Consider the following 21,403-nt stretch of genomic DNA (forward strand, 5'->3'; position numbering starts at 1 on the left):
TAATGCCTTTTTTATTATTAAAACGTCTTATACATCATCGCTTTCAGGATGCGTTGCGGCGCCACTATGGCCAACTGCCGGGAGGCCTGGCCTTCACAGGCGACAAGTTGCCTGAACGTAAAGTGTATTAAGCGGCTTCATTTTACGCGCAAACGGATATCAGCATGAAACTACAACAGCTTCGCTACATCGTTGAGGTGGTTAACCATAACCTGAATGTTTCATCCACCGCCGAAGGGCTTTATACCTCCCAGCCAGGCATCAGTAAGCAGGTGCGTATGCTGGAAGATGAGCTCGGCATCCAGATCTTTGCCCGCAGCGGCAAGCATTTGACTCAGGTGACCCCTGCCGGGCAGGAGATCATCCGTATTGCCCGCGAGGTGTTGTCGAAAGTCGATGCCATCAAATCTGTCGCCGGGGAGCATACCTGGCCGGACAAGGGGTCGCTGTATGTGGCGACCACCCATACCCAGGCGCGCTATGCCTTGCCGGGGGTGATCAAGGGCTTTATTGAACGCTATCCGCGGGTGTCGCTGCATATGCATCAGGGTTCGCCAACCCAGATCGCCGAAGCCGTGTCGAAAGGCAACGCCGACTTCGCTATTGCTACCGAAGCGCTGCATCTGTATGACGATTTGGTGATGCTGCCATGCTATCACTGGAACCGGTCGATCGTGGTGACGCCGGAGCATCCTCTGGCCTCCAGGGGCTCGGTGTCAATTGAAGAGCTGGCGCAGTATCCGCTGGTAACCTATACCTTTGGCTTCACCGGCCGTTCGGAACTGGATACCGCGTTTAACCGTGCGGGCCTGACGCCGCGCATTGTCTTTACCGCCACCGATGCCGATGTCATCAAAACCTATGTTCGCCTGGGACTCGGGGTAGGGGTGATTGCCAGTATGGCGGTGGATCCGGTCTCCGATCCGGACCTGGTGAAGCTGGATGCGAACGGTATCTTCAGCCACAGCACCACTAAAATAGGCTTCCGCCGTAGCACTTTCTTACGAAGCTACATGTATGATTTTATTCAACGTTTTGCACCCCATTTGACCCGGGATGTGGTGGATACCGCGGTGGCCTTGCGGTCGAATGAAGATATTGAAGCGATGTTCAAAGATATAAAACTACCGGAAAAATAACCCTGTAAAAAATAATGGCATTCCCTGTGGGGAGTGCCATTAACTAGCATGGTCCTTATTTAACAACTTAAACCTCGAACCAATCACAAAATTAATAATTTCTCGCAACACGTTTGTCATTATGCCCACCGCGATCAAATAACCGGTTAAATATATTCCATCAGACCTAATTTAGCTGGATTAATCTTTTATCCATAATTAAGATTTATCTGTACCTGATGATTTGAGCAATTGGTGGTGACAATATGATAAGTAATCTCGATTACATGAAACTGGCGATGTCATACGAAAATGACAAAACCGAAATCGATCCCGTTCTGCGTAGTCGCGTATGGGGCGTAGTGTTGGTAGGGCTGGCGATGTTCTGGAGTATCATCGCGCTCACCATCTGCAACATCTGGATTGTCAGCTAAAGCTGTAGGTCATCGTTGTAGATACATGTCATTTTTATGACAGTGAAAGGAAACTGTAATATAAAATCAGTGACCGGCAATACAGGGAGAATATATTTTGCCGTGGGATTCATCCAACCTGAAATCAATCACAAGAGCTAATCAGCCAACAGGCAATGATTAGCTCTTTTTTTGTCCTCGTGTACTAATACAATATCGCTTAAACGACTCCTCTGCACTATTTTGGTGCTATTTCCTCTGCGCTCTGATAATTGTCTTTTTATCCCTCTCCGTCCTATCGCATTTAGCAATTTGGGTTGTTATCAAAGTGTTATGCCCAGCATGTGTTATCTTTAATGGAGACCCTGAGGATAATCGGGGTATGCCATCCCTGAGATAAAGGAGGAGCTATGTCGTCAACCCTACGAGAAGCCAGTAAGGACACGCTGCAGGTCAATGAGAAAACCTGGCATTACTACAGTCTGCCGCTGGCGGAGAAGCAGCTGGGCGATATCAGTCGACTGCCCAAGTCGCTGAAGGTGCTGATGGAGAACCTGTTGCGCTGGCAGGACGGTGACTCGGTAACTGAAGAAGATATTCGTGCCCTTGCCGGTTGGCTGAAAAAGGCCCATGCCGACCGGGAGATCGCCTACCGTCCGGCTCGCGTCCTGATGCAGGACTTTACCGGCGTGCCGGCGGTAGTGGATCTGGCCGCCATGCGCGAGGCGGTGAAACGCCTGGGCGGCGATACCGCGAAGGTGAACCCGCTTTCGCCGGTCGACCTGGTGATCGACCACTCGGTGACCGTCGACCGCTTCGGCGACGACGAGGCCTTCGAAGACAACGTCCGCCTGGAAATGGAGCGGAACCACGAACGCTACGCATTTTTGCGTTGGGGGCAGCAGGCCTTCAGCCGATTCAGCGTGGTGCCGCCGGGCACCGGGATTTGCCACCAGGTCAACCTGGAATATCTCGGACGGGCGGTGTGGAGCGAAGAGGTGAACGGGAAGTGGATGGCGTGGCCGGATACCCTGGTGGGCACCGACTCCCATACCACCATGATTAACGGGCTCGGCGTGCTGGGCTGGGGCGTGGGCGGGATTGAAGCGGAAGCCGCCATGCTCGGCCAGCCGGTGTCGATGCTGATCCCGGATGTGGTCGGCTTTAATCTCAGCGGCAAATTGCGCGAAGGCATTACCGCTACTGACCTGGTGCTGACGGTCACCCAGATGCTGCGCCAGCACGGCGTGGTCGGAAAATTTGTCGAGTTCTACGGTGACGGTCTGGATACCTTGCCCCTGGCCGATCGCGCCACCATCGCCAATATGGCGCCAGAGTATGGCGCCACCTGCGGTTTCTTCCCGATCGATGACGTGACGCTCAGCTATATGCGTCTCAGCGGACGCAGCGAAGAACAGGTAGCGCTGGTGGAAGCCTATGCCAAAGCGCAGGGCATGTGGCGCCAGCCGGGCGATGAGCCGGTCTTTACCAGTACCCTGGCGCTGGATATGGGCAGCGTTGAAGCGAGCCTCGCCGGGCCGAAGCGGCCGCAGGATCGCGTGGCGCTCGGCGATGTGCCGAAAGCCTTTGCCGCCAGCGGCGAACTGGAGGTTAACCACCTTCAGCGTCAGCGCCAGCCGGTGGCGTATACGCTGAACGGGCATCACTATTCGCTGCCGGATGGCGCGGTGGCCATTGCGGCGATCACTTCCTGTACCAACACCTCCAACCCCAGCGTACTGATGGCCGCTGGCCTGCTGGCGAAAAAAGCCGTCGAACGCGGCCTGCAGCCGCAGCCGTGGGTGAAAGCTTCCCTGGCCCCTGGCTCGAAAGTGGTGTCAGATTATCTGGCCCATGCTGGCCTGACGCCTTACCTCGACCAGCTCGGCTTCAATCTGGTGGGGTATGGCTGTACCACCTGTATCGGTAACTCCGGTCCGCTGCCGGAACCGATTGAAGAAGCAATCAAAAAAGGCGACCTCACCGTCGGGGCGGTGCTCTCCGGCAACCGTAACTTCGAAGGGCGTATCCACCCGCTGGTGAAAACCAACTGGCTGGCCTCGCCGCCGCTGGTGGTCGCTTACGCGCTGGCGGGGAACATGAACATCGATCTCACCCGCGAGCCGCTGGGACAGGGCAGCGACGGTGAGCCGGTCTATCTGAAAGATATCTGGCCGAGCGGGGAGGAGATTGCCCGGGCGGTGGAACAGGTCTCCACGGAGATGTTCCGCAAAGAGTACGCGGAAGTGTTTTCCGGTACTGAGGAGTGGAGGGCGATCAAGGTGGAGGCGTCAGATACCTACGACTGGCAGGAAGATTCGACCTACATTCGCCTGTCGCCGTTCTTTGACGAGATGGGCGTCGAGCCGCTGCCGGTGGAGGATATTCACGGCGCGCGGATCCTCGCCATGCTGGGCGATTCAGTGACTACTGACCACATTTCGCCGGCAGGAAGCATCAAAGCCGATAGTCCGGCAGGCCGCTATCTGCAGGAGCATGGGGTTGCCCGGCGCGACTTTAACTCCTACGGCTCCCGTCGCGGTAACCATGAGGTGATGATGCGCGGCACCTTCGCCAATATCCGCATCCGCAACGAAATGGTGCCGGGGGTGGAAGGGGGGATGACCCGCCATCTGCCGGACCGCGAACCGGTGGCGATATACGATGCGGCGATGCTGTATAAAGCCGAGGGGATACCGCTGGCGGTGATTGCCGGTAAGGAGTATGGCTCGGGTTCCAGCCGCGACTGGGCGGCGAAGGGGCCGCGCCTGCTGGGGATCCGGGTGGTGATCGCCGAGTCCTTCGAACGTATTCACCGCTCCAACCTGATCGGGATGGGTATTCTGCCGCTGGAGTTCCCGCAGGGCGTCACCCGTAAAACGCTACAGTTGACCGGTGAAGAGCGGATTGATGTCAGTAATCTGCAGTCGCTACAGCCTGGCGCCACGGTGCCGGTGACCCTCACCCGCGCTGACGGCTCGCAGGAGGTGATCGCCTGCCGGTGCCGTATCGACACGGCGACCGAGCTCACCTACTACCGCAACGACGGCATCTTGCACTACGTCATCCGCAATATGCTGTAAAACGAAGGGCCAGCATCGCTGGCCCTCTCTTTACTCTGTCGCCGGTATTATTCCGCCGGCTTGCTGTTGAGCAGGTGGCCCATCTTGGCGGCTTTAGTGTCGAGATAATGGGCGTTTTTCGGGTTGCGTCCGACGATCAGCGGCACGCGCTCCACAATGTTAATCCCGGCTTCGCTGAGGATTTCCACTTTTTTCGGGTTATTGGTTAACAGTCGCACCTGCTCTACGTTGAGCAGTTTGAACATATCGGCGCACAGGGTGAAGTCGCGTTCATCGGCGGCGAAGCCAAGCTGATGGTTCGCTTCGACAGTGTCATACCCCTGATCCTGCAGCGCGTAGGCGCGGATCTTATTCAATAAACCAATGTTGCGACCTTCCTGACGATGATAGAGCAGGATCCCCCGGCCTTCTTCGGCGATATGCGACAGGGCCGCCTCCAGCTGAAAGCCGCAATCACAGCGCAGGCTAAACAGGGCATCGCCCGTCAGACACTCTGAATGAACGCGGGCGAGCACCGGCGCCTGCCCTGAGATATCGCCGTACACCAGCGCGACATGATCCTGTCCGGTTGCCAGTTCTTCAAAACCCACCATCAGGAAATCGCCCCAGGGGGTTGGCAGTTTGGCTTCTGCCACACGTTTAAGCTGCATGTGATTCTCCAGATTCTGTCAGCACCTGAATGTGCTTTCTGTTTACCGCTATTTTGCCACAACGCCGGGACGTTCTCCTAATCGCGAACGGTTAGCCGCGCGGAAAGCGCACAAACGATCTACTTTCCGCTATGATGTTCATCTACAAGGAGAAGGAGAGAAAATGCTGTTGATTGCCCGACGAACCGCTCTTGCGGCGGCGCTGCTGCTGGTCATGCCCCTCACGGTCTGGCTGTCTGGTTGGCTGTGGCAGCCAGGACTACCGGTGGCATGGCTGAAAAGCCTCTGGTGGGTGACGGAAACGGTGACCCAGCCGTGGGGAATCATCACCCATGTTGTGCTGTGCGCCTGGTTTCTCTGGTGCTTGCGCTTTCGCCTGCGCGCGGCGCTGATTCTGTTCCTCATTCTTGCCGCCGCCATCCTGGTGGGACAGGGGGCCAAATCCTGGGTCAAGGCGCGGGTTCAGGAGCCGAGACCGTTTGTCATCTGGCTGGAAAACACAAGGCAGGTGCCGGTGACGCAATTCTACGCGTTAAAGCGCAAAGAACGCGCTAAACTGGTGCATGAGCAGCTGGCGCAGGCGCAGGACATCCCGCCGTTTTTACGCAAACACTGGCAGAAAGAGACCGGGTTTGCCTTCCCGTCAGGCCATACGATGTTCGCCGCCAGCTGGGCGCTGCTCGCTGCCGGGCTGTTGTGGCCGCGTCGGCGCTGGGGCACGATCGCGGTGCTGCTGGCGTGGGCGACGGCAGTGATGGGCAGTCGCCTGGCGCTCGGCATGCACTGGCCGCTGGATCTTATTGTCGCTACGTTGATTTCCTGGGTGCTGGTCACGGTGGCCTGCTGGCTGACGCAGCGTCTTTGCGGGCCGCTCTCGCCGCCGGGGGAAGAGGCGCAGGATATTAAAAAACGGATGCCTGAAGCGGAATAATGTTGATTTTAGCGGCATCCGACCGCATATCCTGTAGAGTTGCCGTGCTTTTTCGTTCCACCGCTGCGGCGAAAATGATACTTTATAGGGCTGAAAGCGGGCTTTTTTCGCGCAACCCACAGAACGGGAAGTCATGTGAAATATTTACTCATTTTCTTACTGGTGTTAGCAATCTTCGTCATTTCAGTGACGCTGGGGGCGCAGAATGACCAACAGGTCACTTTCAACTATTTGCTCGCTCAGGGTGAATTCCGCATTTCGACGCTACTGGCGGTGCTGTTTGCCGCAGGCTTTGCCATCGGCTGGCTGATCTGCGGCCTGTTCTGGCTGCGGGTGCGCGTCTCGCTGGCGCGCGCGGAGCGGAAAATTAAGCGCCTTGAGCACCAGATTGCCCCTGTCAGCCCGGCGGCTGTCGACGCAGGCGTGCCTGCGGTGAAGGAATAACCTCTTATGCTGGAGTTGTTGTTTCTGCTTTTACCCGTTGCCGCCGCCTACGGCTGGTACATGGGGCGCAGAAGTGCACAACAGTCCAAACAGGACGACGCGAGCCGCCTGTCACGGGATTACGTGGCGGGGGTGAACTTCCTGCTTAGCAACCAGCAGGATAAAGCCGTCGATCTGTTCCTTGATATGCTGAAAGAGGATACCGGTACCGTTGAGGCCCACCTGACGCTCGGCAACCTGTTCCGCTCGCGCGGTGAGGTCGACCGCGCGATCCGTATCCACCAGAGTCTGATGGAAAGCGCATCGTTAACCTACGATCAGCGCCTGTTGGCCGTCCAGCAGCTGGGGCGCGACTATATGGCCGCCGGGCTGTATGACCGTGCGGAAGACATGTTCAAACAGCTGGTGGATGAGACTGATTTTCGCCTCGGCGCGCTGCAGCAACTGTTGCAGATCTACCAGGCGACCAGCGACTGGCAGTCGGCTATCGAGGTGGCTGAGCGGCTGGTGAAGCTGGGCAAAGAGAAGCATCGTGGCGAAATCGCCAACTTCTGGTGCGAACTGGCCCTGCAGCAGATGGCGGCCAACGATCTGGATAAGGCGATGGCGCTGTTGAAGAAAGGCGCCGCCGCGGACCGCAACAGCGCCCGGGTGTCGATCATGATGGGTCGGGTGTGGATGGAGAAGGGCGACTACGCCAAAGCGGTGGAAAGCCTCGAGCGGGTTATCGATCAGGATAAAGAGCTGGTGGGTGAGACGCTGGAGATGCTGCAGACCTGCTATCAGCAGCTCGGCAAAGCCGATGAATGGGAAATTTTCCTGCGCCGCTGCGTGGAGGAGAACGCCGGGGCGACCGCCGAACTGATGCTGGCGCAGATCCTTGAGCAGCGGGAAGGGGTCGAAGCGGCGCAAAATTACGTGACCCGGCAGCTGGAACGCCATCCCACCATGCGCGTCTTCCATAAGCTGATGGACTACCATCTCAATGAAGCGGAAGAAGGACGGGCGAAAGAAAGTCTTGGGGTGCTGCGAAACATGGTCGGCGAACAGGTGCGCAGCAAACCGCGCTACCGTTGCCAGAAATGCGGCTTTACCGCTCATACTCTCTACTGGCATTGTCCGTCCTGCCGCTCCTGGGCGACCATCAAACCTATTCGCGGCCTCGACGGCCAGTAAGGTCAAAAAAACAGACGCTTTAGTTACAACATACTTATCATTTCTTTCCCGTCGCCGTCTGCAGCCCCGGCATCGCCGTCGTCCGCGCAGGGCAAAACAGCAGCCTGTTATTTTGTTAGCTTCACAGGTAGAATGCTGCCCGTTTACCTTTTTTGCGCCCTCTGGCGCCCATCAACACTAAGGTCTGGTCATGACGTCAACAGCTATCCCATCTTCCCGCGCTGTCACTTCCTCTCCCGTTGTGGTTGCACTTGACTATGATAATCGCGATAAAGCGCTGGCATTTGTCGACCGCATCGACCCGCGCGACTGCCGCCTGAAGGTGGGCAAAGAGATGTTCACTCTGCTGGGACCACAGTTTGTCAGCGATCTGCATCAGCGTGGGTTTGAGGTGTTCCTGGACCTTAAGTTTCACGATATTCCCAACACCACCGCCCGCGCGGTGGCGGCGGCGGCCGAGCTTGGCGTATGGATGGTGAATGTCCATGCCTCCGGCGGCGCGCGGATGATGACCGCGGCACGCGAAGCGCTGCTGCCTTTTGGTCAAGACGCGCCGCTGCTCATCGCCGTCACCGTCCTTACCAGCATGGAGTCCAGCGATCTGCAGGATCTGGGCATTACCTTATCTCCGGCTGATTACGCGGCGAAGCTGGCGGCGCTGACCCAACGCTGCGGCCTCGACGGGGTGGTGTGTTCAGCTCAGGAGGCGGTACGCTTTAAGCATGAGCTGGGACAGGCGTTTAAGCTGGTCACCCCGGGTATCCGTCCGCAGGGCAGCGACGCTGGCGATCAGCGGCGGATCATGACGCCTGAGCAGGCTCAGGCGTCAGGGGTGGACTATATGGTCATTGGCCGCCCGGTTACCCAGTCGATCGATCCTGCCGCGACGCTGCGGGCGATCAACGATTCTCTGCGCAAGGGGGCATAATGAGCGATTCCAACAGCCGCCTGGTCTACTCCACCGAAACCGGGCGTATCGACGAGGCGAAACCGGCGCCGGTGCGCCCGAAAGGCGACGGCATAGTGCGGATCCAGCGCCAGACCAGCGGCCGCAAGGGCAAGGGCGTCTGTCTGATTAGCGGGATTGATGCCGACGATGCGGCACTCACTGCCCTGGCGGCAGAGCTGAAGAAGAAATGCGGCTGCGGCGGCGCGGTGAAAGAGGGTGTGATTGAGATCCAGGGCGACAAACGGGATTTACTTAAGGCGCTGCTAGAGGCGAAAGGGATGAAAGTGAAGTTAGCTGGCGGCTAATCTTTTTTTCAACCCTAATTAATGGCCAGGTGAAATAACAAGGCCGCGGTGAATGCCGCGGCCTTGAATGATTTAACGTGCGTAAGTCAATTCGTATGAATTATTCTTTTATTTCGTCAGGTAATTATATTATTTGCCGACCTGGTGACCAATAATACCACCGACTGCTGCGCCACCCAGGGTACCGAGTGCGCTACCGTCAGTTAACACCGCACCGCCGATGGCGCCGGCGCCTGCACCGATTGCAGTGTTACGATCGCGTTTAGACATGTTAGAGCAAGCGCTCAGAGACATTGCTACAGTGACAGCCAGAACAACAGCAGCCATTTTTTTGCTCGTTGAAGTCATCATTTTTTTCTCCTGAATAATCTATTCATGGATTACGGCGCTCCTTTAAGCATAGCCTGATAAAGCAGCTTTAGGGCAATTCCATGAAGTTAGGGTGCGCAGGTATCACGAAAATCACGCAGGTGATAGTCACTTCCTGTTATATCGCTAATAATAATTCTACTTTTTTTTAAATTTATCGTCAGGTAAAAAATCTTAATTACCGGCTCGGAATACTCTCAGAGCGTAATTTCGCCCCGTTCGGCGCGGTGGCAGGGCACGGGGCGGGTGGAATATCAGATGTACGGCACAATATCGACGGTCAGGCCGCTGCGCAACAACTGCTCACGGCAGTCGTTCGGCAGACGATCGTCGGTGATAACGCGATTAAAGCGGCCGGCTGGGCCAAGCGGATAGGGGTGCACCGCGCTGAATTTTGAGCTGTCGCTGAGGATAATCGCTTCGCAGTGCTTCTCCAGAACGGCGTTAACCACGTCCGCACGCATCATATCGCGGCCGGTAAAGCCGGTTTCCGCCTGCCAGCCATCGATCCCGATGAAGGCCTTACTGAAATGCACCTGTTGAATGAACTGGCGGGTCAGTGGGCCAACCATACTTTCACTGCGTTTCTGGTAAATCCCGCCCAGCAGGATCACCTCTCCCGGCGTCTCTTTCAGCAGATGGGCGATATAGCTGCTGACGGTGATGATGGTGATATCGCCGCGTTCAGCCAGGGTGCGCGCCAGCAGGGCGTTGCTGCTGCCGTTTTCGATAAATACCGTTTCGCCGGCATTCACCAGCGCCGCGGCGCGGCTGGCCAGTTCACGCTTAATGGCGAAATGGGTCATCATGCGGGTTTCGACATCTTCACTGTCCAATGGGACGGCGTAGCCATGGGTGCGGCGCAGATAGCTCTGCTTCTCCAGCAGGTTTAGATCCTGACGGATGGTGACCTCTGAGACACCGGTCATCTTCGCCAGATCGGCGACGCTCATGCGGCCTTTATCGATGACCACTTGCAAAATACTTTGTTGTCGGGCGTTCATAGCAACATCACTGTTAGGGGGCTATACGGCGAGCAACCGGTCAGCATCGCCGGTTGCGGCATGTGGGCGATAATCAGATTTCCCAGGGCGCTTTGGGTGGTTTGTTTTGCTCGGCGTCGTCTGCCGCCAGCGCCAGCAGTTCCGCTTTGAGGATTTCCAGATTATGGATCGCAGAGTGGTAATCACCGGCAACCAGAATATCCAGCACGGTATCGATACGTTGGGCGAGCAGGTGGGCATTCACATCTGACATGGCATTATCCTGGTAACAAAAACGAATGAAATCAATGATGCTAAAAATGGGTGAAAAAGAGAAGCGAAAAAAACGCACAACCTTAATCGTTGCGACGGAAATGACGGGACAGGGAGGAAAGAAGGAGCGGTTCCCGAAGGAACCGCTGTGAAGAGACGTCAGGCTGCCGGACGAGCAATGATGCTACGCGTTTCCATGCGGACTTCAGCGATAGTGACATCGATAACATCGGTCACCTTGTAGACCACTTCTCCCTTGATCTGCACGGTGCCGTTTTCCTGGCTGCAGACCAGTTCGTCGCGCACGGCGTGGAGGAACGGGGCCGGAATAAAGGCGACCGCGCCATTGTCCACCAGACGTACGCGCATTCCACCGCGGCTGATGTCGATGATCTCCGCCGCAAAGCGGGTGTCGGTACCGGCTTTATCGTTGAGGAAACGGGCATACAGCCAGTCGGCGACATCGCGTTCGGCCATGCGGTTGAGACGACGGCGCTCCGCCATCTGCACGGTGGCTTCATCCTGTGGGCGCGCAATGGTTTCGCCTTTGATGATGGCCTTCAGCAGACGGTGGTTGATCATGTCGCCATACTTACGGATCGGCGAGGTCCATGTGGCGTAGGCCTCAAGACCAAGACCAAAGTGGGGGCCCGGCTCGGTGCTGATTTCAGCAAACGACTGGAAACGACGTATGCGGCTGTCGAGGAAACCGGTCGGCTGAGCGTCCAGTTCGCGGCGCAGCTTGCAGAAACCTTCCAGGGTGAGCACTTCCGTCGGATCAACGTGTACCTCGTGGGTCTTCAGCAGGGCCGCCAGCTGTTCGGTATTCGCCGGGTCGAAGCCGGTGTGGACGTTATAAACGCCGAAGCCAAGCTTGTCGCGCAGCACGCGGGCGGCACAGATGTTGGCGGCGATCATCGACTCTTCGACAATACGGTTGGCAATACGACGCGGCTCCGCGACGATGTCCAGCACTTCGCCTTTTTCGCCGAGGACGAAACGGTAATCCGGGCGGTCTTTAAACACCAGCGCGTGGGTCTGACGCCATTCGCTGCGGCGCTGACACACGTCCTTCAGCAGCGTAATTTGCTGCGCGATCGCCTCGCTGCCCGGCTGCCAGCTGCCGCGGCCTTCCAGCCAGTCAGAGACATCGTCATAGGCCAGCTTGGCTTTTGATTCGATGGTAGCGGCAAAGAACTCGATATTGTCTTCGATGGTGCCATCGGCCGCCAGGGTCATCCGGCAGGCCAACACCGGGCGCACTTCATTGGCACGCAGGGAACACAGGTCGTCTGACAGTTCGCGCGGCAGCATCGGGATGTTGAAGCCCGGCAGATAGTTGGTAAAGGCGCGTACTTTTGCGGCGTTATCCAGCTTGCTGCCTTCGGCAATCCACGCGGTCGGGTCAGCGATCGCCACCGTCAGCAACAGTTTGCCGTCGGCGCCAGATTCGACATAGAGCGCATCGTCCATATCTTCGGTACTGGCGCTGTCAATGGTGACGAAGTCGAGGGCGGTCAAATCGCGGCGAGTCAGCCCTTCGTCAAGCATCTCGGTGGCGACGCCGTCCGGTGCCTCTTTCTCAAGATTATGGCGCGCCAGCGTCACCCACCACGGGACGAAGTGATCGTCGCTGAAGGTGATGAACTGGGTCAGCTCCGCGTAAAATCCGCGGTCGCCTTTTAATGGATGACGGCGCATTTCTGCGACGGCCCAGTCACCCTGTTTGAAATCATGCTCAACGCCACGGGCGGCGCGGCAGGGAATGGCGTCTTTCAGCAGCGGATGGTCAGGAACGATAGCGAGGCGATCGTCTTTCTTCTGGACTTTACCGACGAAACGGGTCAGGAAGGGCTCAACCAGCGATTCCGGTTCGGCGCTTTCGCGTTCTTTTTCAGAATGGATCACCGCAACGATACGGTCGCCATGCATCACTTTTTTCATCTGCGGCGGCGGAATGAAGTAGCTCTTCTGAGCGTCCACTTCGAGGAAGCCAAAGCCCTTTTCCGTGCCCTTAACGACCCCTTCCGCACGCGGCGTCTGGGAATGCAGTTGCTGTTTAAGCTGCGCTAGCAGCGGGTTATCCTGAAACATAATTAGGTATTTTCGTGGCTAAAAGAGCGGCTGACATTTTTACGCGATTATGCCTGTCGCAGCAAGCGCTGTTTCAGCAATTTACGTCTGCTGACGCACATAGCCGAGGGCGATTTTCAGACGATTCATCCAGCCGCATAGTCCGCTCCAGGTTAACAGATCGATCGCCTGTTCCGCTGAGAGTCCATATTCGCCGAGGGGTGTTAACTGGGCGGCGCTAAACCGGTCCGGGGAGCGGGTTAACAACTGTACCGCGGTAACGAGCGCGCGCGACCGCGGATGCTGCCCAAGCCAGCGATGGAGAGCCTGATCGCCCTCGCGCAAATGGCTGCCGAACGCTTCTTCACCGTGCCAGTGGGAGAGCCAGGCGTCAAAACAGGTGGCGCTGCCATTGGTGCGCGCGGTGAGTAAGGCGACCTGCGGGCCAAAGGTACCGTTGCCGCTGAGCTGGCGTAACAGCGTCTCCAGAGGCGCCATCAGCTGCGGGTCGCAGGCCAGCAACGGAGCCAGCGGGCCCAGGCCGGGCAGTGACTGCCAGCTGGCGATACGCCGCTGGCGCTCGTCATCGGCATACTGCAGATCGGGATCCTCAATGTCGGTTACCCACTCTCCTGGTGGGTTGACGAACAGGTCGGCGGGCGCCTCCTCTTGCTGCGGCATACCGGGGATCCAGCGCACCGGGAAGCCCTGGGCCGCCTGCAGCACGGCAATCGCCCGCGCCTGGAAGCCGACGAAACCGATAATCTGGTTGATCAGGATAATATCCCGACTGGTCAGGCCCACTTCGTCCAGCTGGCTGCGGGAAAGGGCGTTAATGACGGAGGGTGAACCGGCGAGCTGACGAGCGTATTGGGTGATCTGCGCCAGACGACGGTTGCTCTCGCGCGAAGAGTCGGGCCCCGGCAGGGGCGCCAGGCGGGCGGCATAGTGGTTACACAGCCGCTGGACGCCGTAGACCTGGGCGACGGTGAGCGCAGTGCTCAGGCGATCGTAGGCGGTAAAGGTTTGCAGGCGGCTCACCGCCACCTGGTCGGGAAACAGCCGCTCGGCCAGCTGGCGCGCGGGGCGTAGCCAGCCTGCGTGGGCGTGTAGCCAGGCGTCCGGCAGCGTCAGGTCCAGCAAAAAGCGGTCTTCAACATGGGCGGCTTCAGGGACGAGCGGCAGGACATCCACCGGGCAGATTGTTGACTGGGTTTCGTGATACCAGTGGTTTTTGCCATTCACGCGGCGTGGCTCCATGGGCTTTCCTTGTTCGGTATGTGGCGAACCGCCGTTCCGCGGATCGTTTATGCAGAACTATCCTGGCGTAACCCGGAAGCAGGAGAAAATATTGATACGTGCTAACAAATAGCCGATTGGAATAACAGGGGGGGCACAAGGCCTGGGAAGGGAGAGCCCTCCTCACCGGGGCGAGGAGGGTAAGGAACTTATTTCAGTTCCAGCTCGTTCATGGCGGCGATGCTGAACCCGCCATCAACGTGAACGACTTCACCGGAGATACCCGCAGACAGGTTGGAGCACAGGAAGGCTGCGCTGTTACCCACGTCTTCAATGGTGACGGTGCGACGGATCGGGGTGACCGCTTCGCAGTGCGCCAGCATTTTACGGAAATCTTTGATACCGGACGCGGCCAGGGTACGGATCGGACCGGCGGAGATAGCGTTGACGCGAACGCCTTCCGGACCCATCGCGTTCGCCATATAGCGCACGTTAGCTTCCAGAGAGGCTTTCGCCAGACCCATGACGTTGTAGTTCGGGATCGCGCGCTCGGCGCCCAGGTAGGAGAGCGTCAGCAGAGCAGAGCCCGGGTTCAGCATTGTGCGGCAGGCTTTGGCCATCGCCACGAAGCTGTAGGCGCTGATGTCGTGCGCGATTTTGAAACCTTCGCGGGTGACCGCGTTGACGTAGTCGCCGTCTAACTGGTCAGCCGGGGCATAACCGATAGAGTGGACGAAACCATCGAATTTTGGCCAGACTTTTTCCAGCTCGGTGAACAGCGCGGTGATGCTCTCGTCTTCAGCAACGTCGCACGGCAGCACAATGTCAGAACCCAGCGCGGCAGCAAACTCTTCAACGCGACCTTTCAGTTTTTCATTCTGATAGGTGAATGCCAGTTCCGCGCCTTCGCGGTGCATTGCCTGCGCAATACCGTAGGCGATGGACAGTTTGCTGGCGACGCCAGTGATCAAAATGCGCTTACCGGAAAGAAAACCCATAGCTTTAATCCTTATCGTTATTGCTTATTTTTACTTTAACAATCATAACGTTAACATTGTTATTTCAAAATAACTCAAATTTAGCCAGGAATTATATCCCACTGACGACCCCTTGTGTCACGATATTTTTCAGCCGGCCCGCGCCGCGCGGGGCAAAAGCCGATCGTGATGGCTCAAGTATACCCTTTTCTCAGCTGATTATTTGAGCGCAATCGTTGCCAGCAGGAGGCGCCCATCGGCACCGAGAGGCCGCAGCTCGCCCGGGGCGTTGCCGCGCCAGCAGAGACCGCTGCCGGCGGCGCAGCGCCGCCCGGCCAGATCCCACTCCCCCTGCAGCACATAAGCGACGCCTTCGGTGGCCGCTCGCTGCCGGTCGCTCACCACTTCAACCTTCGCTGAGGCTCGACCCCGCTGGGTCATGACATTGAAGTCCAGTCCAGGCTCAACGATCCCGACGCTGGACAGCTCCCATTCGCCGGGGAATGCCCACGGCTGCCAGAGCGCCAGCGGATGGTCGATCTCCTCCCCGCGCAGCCGTAGCGGTTGCCCCGCCAGCAGGACGATCGTCCGGTCGACCCCGGGAAAGGGGGAGAAAGGGCCATCGGCCTGCAGGGTGGCAATGCTCGCGCGCCAGAGAAAAGGGGCATCTACGGAAGGAACGGCGATAATTTCCCGCGTGGCGCCGGCACCGTTCTTCCACGGCGTGACGGGTAAAGTAGCGTAATCAAAATACGTGATCATAGTTTGCTCGGCGGAAATCTGGAGTGGATAGTATTTGTTACACGCTTGTCTCAATGTGCTTACAAATTATTTACAACAGGGCTCACAAATCCATCATTGAGCGCGTGTGCGTGTTTGTCAATGCTTGTATATACATGAGCAGTCATCTGCGAATTATCTTATCGCCGTGACCAGAGCCATCATGACAAAACGCGATCGGGAGAATGAAAATGCAACAGCGTATTACTTTCCGCCAGGCCTGCCTGGTCACCCTGTTTTCGGGGCTACTGCTGTCTGGTGGCTCAACATACGCTAAAGAGTGGAAATCGATCACCATCGCTACGGAAGGCGGCTATGAGCCCTGGAATCTGACGCTTCCCGGAGGGAAACTCAGCGGCTTCGAGCCCGAGCTAATGGCGAATTTATGCCAGCGAATGCAGATCGAATGCAAACTGGTGGTGCAGAACTGGGATGGCATGATTGCCGGACTTAACGCCGGAAAATATGACGTGATCATGGATGCTATCGTCGTCACCCCAGAGCGTTCGAAGGTAGTGGCGTTTACCCAGGCATACGCTGCCACGCCGGCCTCTTTCATTGCGGTAAAAGGGTCGCTGCTACCGCCGTCCCCGGCGGTCAAACTTCATGATGATGAGAAAGAGATTCAGGCGGCGATTGCGCCTCTGCGCGCGGCGTTGAAAGGGAAAACCATCGGCATCGCTTCCGGCACCGTCTACACCCCGTTTATTGATAAGTATTTCAAGGATATCGCTGACGTCCGGGAATATAACAACTCAGCGGATGCGATCCTCGACCTGCAGGCTGAGCGCATCGATGCGGTGTTTGATGATATTACCTTTGCCAACACCACCCTGTCGCGTCCGGAGAATAGCAATCTGGCATTGAGCGGTCCGCTGATGAGCGGCCCAATCTGGGGAGGCGGTGAGGCGATGGGTGTGCGCCTTACCGATACCGATCTCAAAGCGAAACTGGATAGCGCCATTCAGGCGGCGCTGGCCGATGGGACGGTAAAAAAACTGAGTGAGAAATGGTTTAAAAGCGACGTGACTCCCTGAGCGAGGCAACCATGTTAAATCTTCTGAGTTTGGGTGAAAACGGGTGGGGGACGCTGATCCTCAGCGCAACGCTGACCACGTTGCTGCTGTCGCTTGCAGCGCTGGCCGTCGGTGCGGGCGTGGGCGGCGTCATCGCCGCCGCAAAATTGTCCCGGCACGCGCCAGCGCGCTGGTTCGGCGCCGCCTGGTCGGTGGTATTCCGCGGTATCCCTGAATTACTGGTGATCTATCTGTTCTATTTTGGCGGCTCAGGGATGATTTCATGGCTGGGCCGCCTGTTTGGCGCAGACGGCTTTATTGAGGTGCCGCCATTTCTGATTGGCGCCCTGGCGATTGGTTTGATCTCCTCCTCGTATCAGGCGGAAGTCTACCGTGCTGCTCGCCTGGCGTTGATGCCCGGTGAAGTGGAGGCAGCTACCGCCATTGGCATGCCGCGCTGGCGGATCCTGCAGCGCATCCTGCTGCCGCAGATTGTCCGTTATTCGCTGCCGGGGTTGTCCAACGTCTGGCAGATGAGCCTCAAAGATTCGGCGCTGGTATCAGTGACCGGGATGGTTGAATTGATGCGCGCCAGCCAGATTGCCGCTGGCTCTACCCGCGATTATTTCCTGTTCTATCTCATCGGCGGCGGTTGCTATTTGATCCTGACGCTGCTCTCTAACCGCGCGTTTACCCGGGCGGAGAGCCATCTGAACCGCGCCTGGCTGCGTCGCAGCGCCGCGCAGGCGTAAGGAGCCTGTATGATTATCGATTTTGCCTTCCTCGGTGAGACGTTGTTGAAGCTCGGCGCGGCGCTGCCGGTGACGCTGGGGCTCTTTATCTGCTCTTTTATGCTTGGCGGCGTGCTGGCCCTTGGCGTTCTGGCGCTGCGAATGAGCCGCTGGCCACTGGCAAGCGGCTTCGCCAAAGGCTATATCCTCATCTTTCGCGGCTCGCCATTGCTGATCCAGTTGTTTCTCATTTATTACGGGCTGGGTCAGTTTGGGGTGATCCGCCACAGTTTCCTGTGGCCGCTGCTGCGCGAACCCTTCATCTGCGCCGTTCTGGCGCTGGCGCTCTGTACGGCGGCCTATACCGCGGAAATTCTGCGCGGCGGGTTGCTGGCGATACCGCCGGGCCAGATTGAAGCCGGCCAGGCTTGCGGTATGTCGCGCTGGCTGCTGCTGCGGCGGATCATTGCCCCGGTGATGCTGCGCTATGCGCTACCAGCCTACTCCACGGAGGCCATTTTGTTGGTCAAGTCGACGGCGCTGGCAAGCCTGGTGACCGTCTGGGACGTCACGGGGGTGGCCCAACAGATTATTCAGCGTACCTACCGGACGATGGAGGTATTTCTCTGCGCGGCGGCCATCTACCTGCTGCTCAATTTCATCATTGTGCAATTATACGCCCTGCTTGAACGGCGTTTAACCCCGCATACCAGGCCAAATCCGGCGACCGTGTCGCTCAAGCCGATAACCAAAGGAGAGTAAGATGCTCGATTCACGTCCGGTGACCTTATCGGTCAGCGATATTCATAAGTCCTTTGGCTCCCTGGATGTCCTGAAGGGGATCACCATCCAGGCGCAGCAGGGCGATGTGATTTCGATCCTTGGCGCCAGCGGCTCCGGTAAAAGTACGCTGCTGCGCTGCATTAACCTGCTGGAAACGCCCGATGCCGGAGTGGTCAGCGTCGGCGGGGAGACGATTGAAATGAAACACCACGCTCGCGGGCATCGGCTGGCGGCGAATCCCCGGCAGATAGAGCGCCTGCGCTCGCGGCTGGGGATGGTCTTCCAAAGTTTTAACCTGTGGTCGCATATGACGGTCCTGCAGAATGTCATTGAGGGGCCGCATTATGTGCTCAAACGCGATAAACGGACCTGCATTGAACAGGCCGAGCAGCTGCTGGAGCGGGTGGGGATGTTGAACCGAAAGGATTTTTATCCGGCGCAGCTCTCCGGCGGCCAGCAGCAGCGCGTGGCGATAGCCCGCGCGCTGGCGATGGAGCCGGACGTCATGCTCTTTGATGAACCCACCTCAGCGCTGGATCCTGAACTGGTCGGCGAGGTGCTAAAGGTGATGCGCAGCCTGGCGGAGGAGGGACGGACGATGCTGGTGGTCACCCACGAGCTGGGATTCGCCCGCCATGTCTCCAACCGGGTGGTCTTTATGCACCAGGGGACGATTGACTGCGACGGCGCGCCTGAGGCGCTGTTTGGCAGCCAGGGATCCGCGCGCTTTAAGCAATTTATCTCCAGCCATCAACAGCCAGGACAGGTCGTATGAAAATGATCCAGTGGGGCGATGCGCCGATACGCTGGCAGGAGGTGGCTTGCGTCGCCCGGGGCGAGGCGACCTTGAGCCTCAGCGACAGCGCCTGGGCGCGTATCGCGCAAGGACGGGCGATCGTCCAGCATATCGTTAAAGCCGGCCAGGTAGCCTATGGGATCAATACCGGGCTGGGGGCGCTGTGCAATATTACGCTGCCGGAAGCACAGCTGCACCAGCTGTCGCGCAATACGTTGCTCAGCCATGCCTGCGGGGTGGGACCGTTGCTGGAGGTCGCCCCAACCCGGGCAATTATGTGCGCCGCGGTGGCCAATTTCAGCCACGGTAAATCCGGGATCTCCGCCGGGATAGTGCAGCAGCTGTTGGCGTTTTTGCAGCATGGCGTCACCCCTCAGGTGCCCTCCCAGGGGTCAGTTGGCTATTTAACGCATATGGCGCATATTGGCCTGGCCCTGATGGGGGTTGGCGATGTGCTGTGGCAGGGGCGAACGTGGCCTGCGGCAGAGGTCCTGTCGCAGCTGAATCTGCAGCCCATCGCGCCGGGAGCGAAAGAGGGGCTGAGTCTGGTCAACGGTACGCCGTGCATGACCGGTCTGGCCTGTCTGGCGTTAGACGACGCCGAGCGCTTAATGGACTGGGCCGATGTAACCGGCGCGATGAGCTTTGAAGCGCTGCGCGGCCAGCTTGTGGCATTCGATGCCGAGATCCTGGCGCTGAAAGCCAGCCCCGGTATCCAGACCAGCGGCCAGCGGCTGCGTGAGCTGCTGGCGGACAGCCCTCTGCTGGCCGAAAGTCAAGGACTTCGCACCCAGGATGCGCTAAGCCTTCGCTCGATGCCTCAGGTGCATGGCGCTTGCCGCGATCAGTTTAGCCACGCGCAGACGCAGATAAATATCGAACTCAACGCCTGTACCGATAATCCGCTGATCCTGGGGACCGTTGAGCAGTGGCGGGTGGTCTCCCAGGCGCATCCGCACGGCGAATCAGTGGCAATGGCCTGCGATTTGCTGGCCATTGCCATGGCAGAGCTGGGCGCTATCGCTGAACGACGCCTTGACCGGCTGGTGAATCCTCTGGTGAGCGGGCTGCCGGCGTTCCTGGTCGCCCGACCGGGCGTGAATTCAGGGATGATGATTGCCCAGTACGTCGCCGCGTCGTTGTGCGCGGAAAACAAGCAGCTGGCGCAGCCAGCGGTGCTGGATAATTTTGTTACCTCGGCGTTGCAGGAGGATCATTTAAGTCTGGGCACCAGCGCTGCGCTGAAACTGCAGCGCCTGCTGGGCAACCTCTATCAGATCCTCGGCATCGAATATTTACTCGCTGCCCAGGGGCTCGATTTTCACGAGCCGCAGAAGCTGGCCGCGGGCACACGCCGGGCGCGAGACCTGCTGCGCGAAAGCGTGCCTGGCTGGGAGGACGATCGTTGGCTGGCGCCGGACATTGCCAGCGCGGTGGCCATCCTTAAGCGAACCGCTGGCCACGCGCCGGCGTGAGGTCAGCGGGCGAGGTGAATGAGACGACGCTATTTGCCGTCTTTGCGCCAGGCGTCGGCGGTGAGAGCCTCACCAAAGTGGCCGGCAATCAGACGTCGGGTCAGGTCGTGCAGCGGTGAGGCCAGCACATCGGCGGTGCTGCCGCGCTCAACCACTTCCCCGTTATGCATCACCAGCACCTGATCGCTGATGTGCTTCATCATGCCCAGGTGCTGGGTGACATAGATGTAGGAGATGCCCTGTTTCTCCTGCAGCTCCAGCATCAGGTTGATGAGCTGGGAGCGCATCGACATATCCAGCGAGGCCAGCGCCTCATCGCAGACGATGACCTTCGGGCGCAGGATCAGCGCCCGGGCGAGGCCAAGACGCTGCTTCTGACCCGGTGCCAGCATATGGGGATAGTAGCTGACGTGGTCCGGCAGCAGGCCGACCATGCGCAGGGTGTCGATGATCTGCTTCTGTCGCGCTTCGGCGTCGAGATCGGTATTCAGCCGCAGCGGAAAATCGAGGATCTGCGAGATGCGCTGGCGCGGGTTTAACGACGTCGACGGATCCTGAAAGATCATGCGAATTTTCTGGCTGCGGTAGGAGTAATCCCCGAAGGTCAACGGATGGTCGTCGATCAGCACCTCGCCGCTGGTGGGCTCCACCATACCCGCCAGCATCTTCGCGAGGGTGGATTTTCCGGAGCCATTCTCGCCGATAATCGCCAGCGTCTGCCGTTCGCGCAGGGTAAAACTCAGCGGCTTAACCGCCTCCACCGTCTGGCGGTGAAACCAGCCGGTGCGGTAGCGAAAGGTCTTACTGAGTTGGCGCACTTCCAGCAATGTTTCGACCAT

22 protein-coding genes are annotated in these 21,403 nt (G+C 58.3%); 13 read left to right on the forward strand and 9 right to left on the reverse strand.

Annotated features, from left to right (window positions below; translation table 11 throughout):
* The first annotated feature begins 164 nt into the window (after window positions 1-164).
* From cysB to acnA, 3 genes are all read left to right on the forward strand, one after another.
* Entirely contained in the window at window positions 165-1,139 is a 975-nt protein-coding gene (gene cysB / locus GQR96_RS10160; RefSeq protein ID WP_004203875.1) for an HTH-type transcriptional regulator CysB, read from the forward strand.
* A 245-nt stretch (window positions 1,140-1,384) separates the two neighbouring features.
* Complete coding sequence (locus GQR96_RS10165; protein WP_017898677.1) at window positions 1,385-1,552, forward strand: YmiA family putative membrane protein; 168 nt, start codon at window positions 1,385-1,387, stop codon at window positions 1,550-1,552.
* Between the two features lie 389 nt (window positions 1,553-1,941).
* Entirely contained in the window at window positions 1,942-4,614 is a 2,673-nt protein-coding gene (gene acnA / locus GQR96_RS10170) for an aconitate hydratase AcnA (RefSeq protein WP_069135681.1), read from the forward strand.
* A gap of 47 nt (window positions 4,615-4,661) precedes the next feature.
* Here the strand turns inward: acnA and ribA are convergent, their stop codons facing one another.
* Window positions 4,662-5,264, reverse strand: coding sequence for a GTP cyclohydrolase II (gene ribA / locus GQR96_RS10175; RefSeq protein WP_004203877.1), 603 nt, complete (start codon window positions 5,262-5,264; stop codon window positions 4,662-4,664).
* 163 nt (window positions 5,265-5,427) lie between these two features.
* On the opposite strand from ribA, the gene pgpB reads away from it, so the two are divergent.
* From pgpB to yciH, 5 genes are all read left to right on the forward strand, one after another.
* Window positions 5,428-6,195 (forward strand): phosphatidylglycerophosphatase B, encoded by a 768-nt coding sequence (gene pgpB / locus GQR96_RS10180; protein ID WP_004203878.1) that lies wholly within the window; start codon window positions 5,428-5,430, stop codon window positions 6,193-6,195.
* Window positions 6,196-6,330: 135 nt separating this feature from the next.
* A complete protein-coding gene (locus GQR96_RS10185; RefSeq protein ID WP_002901780.1) occupies window positions 6,331-6,639 on the forward strand; it encodes a LapA family protein in 309 nt (102 codons plus the stop codon).
* A gap of 6 nt (window positions 6,640-6,645) precedes the next feature.
* Window positions 6,646-7,815 (forward strand): lipopolysaccharide assembly protein LapB, encoded by a 1,170-nt coding sequence (lapB, locus tag GQR96_RS10190; protein WP_048323909.1) that lies wholly within the window; start codon window positions 6,646-6,648, stop codon window positions 7,813-7,815.
* A 190-nt stretch (window positions 7,816-8,005) separates the two neighbouring features.
* A complete protein-coding gene (gene pyrF, locus GQR96_RS10195; protein WP_069135680.1) occupies window positions 8,006-8,743 on the forward strand; it encodes an orotidine-5'-phosphate decarboxylase in 738 nt (245 codons plus the stop codon).
* Window positions 8,743-9,069, forward strand: a complete 327-nt coding sequence (gene yciH, locus GQR96_RS10200; protein WP_004203881.1) for a stress response translation initiation inhibitor YciH — start codon at window positions 8,743-8,745, stop codon at window positions 9,067-9,069. Before pyrF ends, yciH begins: the two co-directional genes overlap by 1 nt.
* A 129-nt stretch (window positions 9,070-9,198) precedes the next feature.
* Here the strand turns inward: yciH and osmB are convergent, their stop codons facing one another.
* The 7 genes from osmB to GQR96_RS10235 all read right to left on the reverse strand — a co-directional run bounded on the left by osmB (window position 9,199) and on the right by GQR96_RS10235 (window position 15,745).
* Window positions 9,199-9,417, reverse strand: coding sequence for an osmotically-inducible lipoprotein OsmB (gene osmB / locus GQR96_RS10205; RefSeq protein WP_002901783.1), 219 nt, complete (start codon window positions 9,415-9,417; stop codon window positions 9,199-9,201).
* Window positions 9,418-9,692: 275 nt separating this feature from the next.
* Window positions 9,693-10,442 (reverse strand): DNA-binding transcriptional regulator YciT, encoded by a 750-nt coding sequence (locus GQR96_RS10210; protein ID WP_004203882.1) that lies wholly within the window; start codon window positions 10,440-10,442, stop codon window positions 9,693-9,695.
* Window positions 10,443-10,515: 73 nt separating this feature from the next.
* Entirely contained in the window at window positions 10,516-10,695 is a 180-nt protein-coding gene (locus GQR96_RS10215) for a protein YciZ/DeoL (RefSeq protein WP_004203883.1), read from the reverse strand.
* Between the two features lie 158 nt (window positions 10,696-10,853).
* Window positions 10,854-12,788: an exoribonuclease II gene (locus tag GQR96_RS10220; protein WP_069135679.1), complete on the reverse strand. Its 1,935-nt coding sequence runs from the start codon at window positions 12,786-12,788 to the stop codon at window positions 10,854-10,856.
* Window positions 12,789-12,869: 81 nt separating this feature from the next.
* A complete protein-coding gene (locus GQR96_RS10225) occupies window positions 12,870-14,027 on the reverse strand; it encodes a CMD domain-containing protein (protein WP_004203887.1) in 1,158 nt (385 codons plus the stop codon).
* A gap of 188 nt (window positions 14,028-14,215) precedes the next feature.
* Window positions 14,216-15,004 carry an enoyl-ACP reductase FabI gene (gene fabI, locus GQR96_RS10230; RefSeq protein ID WP_004203888.1) on the reverse strand — a complete coding sequence of 263 codons (789 nt, stop codon included), beginning with the start codon at window positions 15,002-15,004 and terminating at the stop codon, window positions 14,216-14,218.
* A 198-nt stretch (window positions 15,005-15,202) separates the two neighbouring features.
* Window positions 15,203-15,745, reverse strand: a complete 543-nt coding sequence (locus GQR96_RS10235; protein WP_060657070.1) for a HutD/Ves family protein — start codon at window positions 15,743-15,745, stop codon at window positions 15,203-15,205.
* Window positions 15,746-15,954: 209 nt separating this feature from the next.
* On the opposite strand from GQR96_RS10235, the gene GQR96_RS10240 reads away from it, so the two are divergent.
* From GQR96_RS10240 to hutH, 5 genes are read left to right on the forward strand one after another with little or no spacing between them, the layout of a single operon-like run.
* Window positions 15,955-16,800, forward strand: coding sequence for a transporter substrate-binding domain-containing protein (locus GQR96_RS10240; protein ID WP_004203890.1), 846 nt, complete (start codon window positions 15,955-15,957; stop codon window positions 16,798-16,800).
* Between the two features lie 11 nt (window positions 16,801-16,811).
* The gene (locus GQR96_RS10245) at window positions 16,812-17,531 is read left to right on the forward strand and encodes an ABC transporter permease (protein ID WP_004203892.1); all 720 of its coding nucleotides are present in this window, start codon (window positions 16,812-16,814) and stop codon (window positions 17,529-17,531) included.
* Between the two features lie 9 nt (window positions 17,532-17,540).
* Entirely contained in the window at window positions 17,541-18,272 is a 732-nt protein-coding gene (locus GQR96_RS10250) for an ABC transporter permease (RefSeq protein ID WP_004203893.1), read from the forward strand.
* 1 nt (window position 18,273) lies between these two features.
* Complete coding sequence (locus tag GQR96_RS10255; protein ID WP_017900863.1) at window positions 18,274-19,068, forward strand: ABC transporter ATP-binding protein; 795 nt, start codon at window positions 18,274-18,276, stop codon at window positions 19,066-19,068.
* On the forward strand, window positions 19,065-20,564 hold the full coding sequence (gene hutH, locus GQR96_RS10260; protein WP_023318042.1) for an HAL/PAL/TAL family ammonia-lyase: 1,500 nt from the start codon (window positions 19,065-19,067) through the stop codon (window positions 20,562-20,564). The genes GQR96_RS10255 and hutH overlap by 4 nt, the downstream gene beginning before the upstream one ends.
* Window positions 20,565-20,593: 29 nt before the next feature.
* On the opposite strand, the gene sapF is transcribed toward hutH, so the two are convergent.
* On the reverse strand, window positions 20,594-21,403 hold the full coding sequence (gene sapF / locus GQR96_RS10265; RefSeq protein ID WP_004203898.1) for a putrescine export ABC transporter ATP-binding protein SapF: 810 nt from the start codon (window positions 21,401-21,403) through the stop codon (window positions 20,594-20,596).

Source organism: Klebsiella sp. PCX (assembly GCF_021869705.1).
GTDB classification, from domain to species: domain Bacteria; phylum Pseudomonadota; class Gammaproteobacteria; order Enterobacterales; family Enterobacteriaceae; genus Klebsiella; species Klebsiella quasipneumoniae.

Excerpts from the sequence above, each read along its gene's own strand:
- cysB (WP_004203875.1), top strand. The coding sequence starts at position 165 with ATGAAACTACAACAGCTTCGCTACATCGTTGAGGTGGTTAACCATAAC.
- GQR96_RS10165 (WP_017898677.1), top strand. The coding sequence starts at position 1,385 with ATGATAAGTAATCTCGATTACATGAAACTGGCGATGTCATACGAAAAT.
- acnA (WP_069135681.1), top strand. The coding sequence starts at position 1,942 with ATGTCGTCAACCCTACGAGAAGCCAGTAAGGACACGCTGCAGGTCAAT.
- ribA (WP_004203877.1), bottom strand. The coding sequence starts at position 5,264 with ATGCAGCTTAAACGTGTGGCAGAAGCCAAACTGCCAACCCCCTGGGGC.
- pgpB (WP_004203878.1), top strand. The coding sequence starts at position 5,428 with ATGCTGTTGATTGCCCGACGAACCGCTCTTGCGGCGGCGCTGCTGCTG.
- lapB (WP_048323909.1), top strand. The coding sequence starts at position 6,646 with ATGCTGGAGTTGTTGTTTCTGCTTTTACCCGTTGCCGCCGCCTACGGC.
- pyrF (WP_069135680.1), top strand. The coding sequence starts at position 8,006 with ATGACGTCAACAGCTATCCCATCTTCCCGCGCTGTCACTTCCTCTCCC.
- yciH (WP_004203881.1), top strand. The coding sequence starts at position 8,743 with ATGAGCGATTCCAACAGCCGCCTGGTCTACTCCACCGAAACCGGGCGT.
- osmB (WP_002901783.1), bottom strand. The coding sequence starts at position 9,417 with ATGACTTCAACGAGCAAAAAAATGGCTGCTGTTGTTCTGGCTGTCACT.
- GQR96_RS10210 (WP_004203882.1), bottom strand. The coding sequence starts at position 10,442 with ATGAACGCCCGACAACAAAGTATTTTGCAAGTGGTCATCGATAAAGGC.
- GQR96_RS10215 (WP_004203883.1), bottom strand. The coding sequence starts at position 10,695 with ATGTCAGATGTGAATGCCCACCTGCTCGCCCAACGTATCGATACCGTG.
- GQR96_RS10220 (WP_069135679.1), bottom strand. The coding sequence starts at position 12,788 with ATGTTTCAGGATAACCCGCTGCTAGCGCAGCTTAAACAGCAACTGCAT.
- GQR96_RS10225 (WP_004203887.1), bottom strand. The coding sequence starts at position 14,027 with ATGGAGCCACGCCGCGTGAATGGCAAAAACCACTGGTATCACGAAACC.
- fabI (WP_004203888.1), bottom strand. The coding sequence starts at position 15,004 with ATGGGTTTTCTTTCCGGTAAGCGCATTTTGATCACTGGCGTCGCCAGC.
- GQR96_RS10235 (WP_060657070.1), bottom strand. The coding sequence starts at position 15,745 with ATGATCACGTATTTTGATTACGCTACTTTACCCGTCACGCCGTGGAAG.
- GQR96_RS10240 (WP_004203890.1), top strand. The coding sequence starts at position 15,955 with ATGCAACAGCGTATTACTTTCCGCCAGGCCTGCCTGGTCACCCTGTTT.
- GQR96_RS10245 (WP_004203892.1), top strand. The coding sequence starts at position 16,812 with ATGTTAAATCTTCTGAGTTTGGGTGAAAACGGGTGGGGGACGCTGATC.
- GQR96_RS10250 (WP_004203893.1), top strand. The coding sequence starts at position 17,541 with ATGATTATCGATTTTGCCTTCCTCGGTGAGACGTTGTTGAAGCTCGGC.
- GQR96_RS10255 (WP_017900863.1), top strand. The coding sequence starts at position 18,274 with ATGCTCGATTCACGTCCGGTGACCTTATCGGTCAGCGATATTCATAAG.
- hutH (WP_023318042.1), top strand. The coding sequence starts at position 19,065 with ATGAAAATGATCCAGTGGGGCGATGCGCCGATACGCTGGCAGGAGGTG.
- sapF (WP_004203898.1), bottom strand. The coding sequence starts at position 21,403 with ATGGTCGAAACATTGCTGGAAGTGCGCCAACTCAGTAAGACCTTTCGC.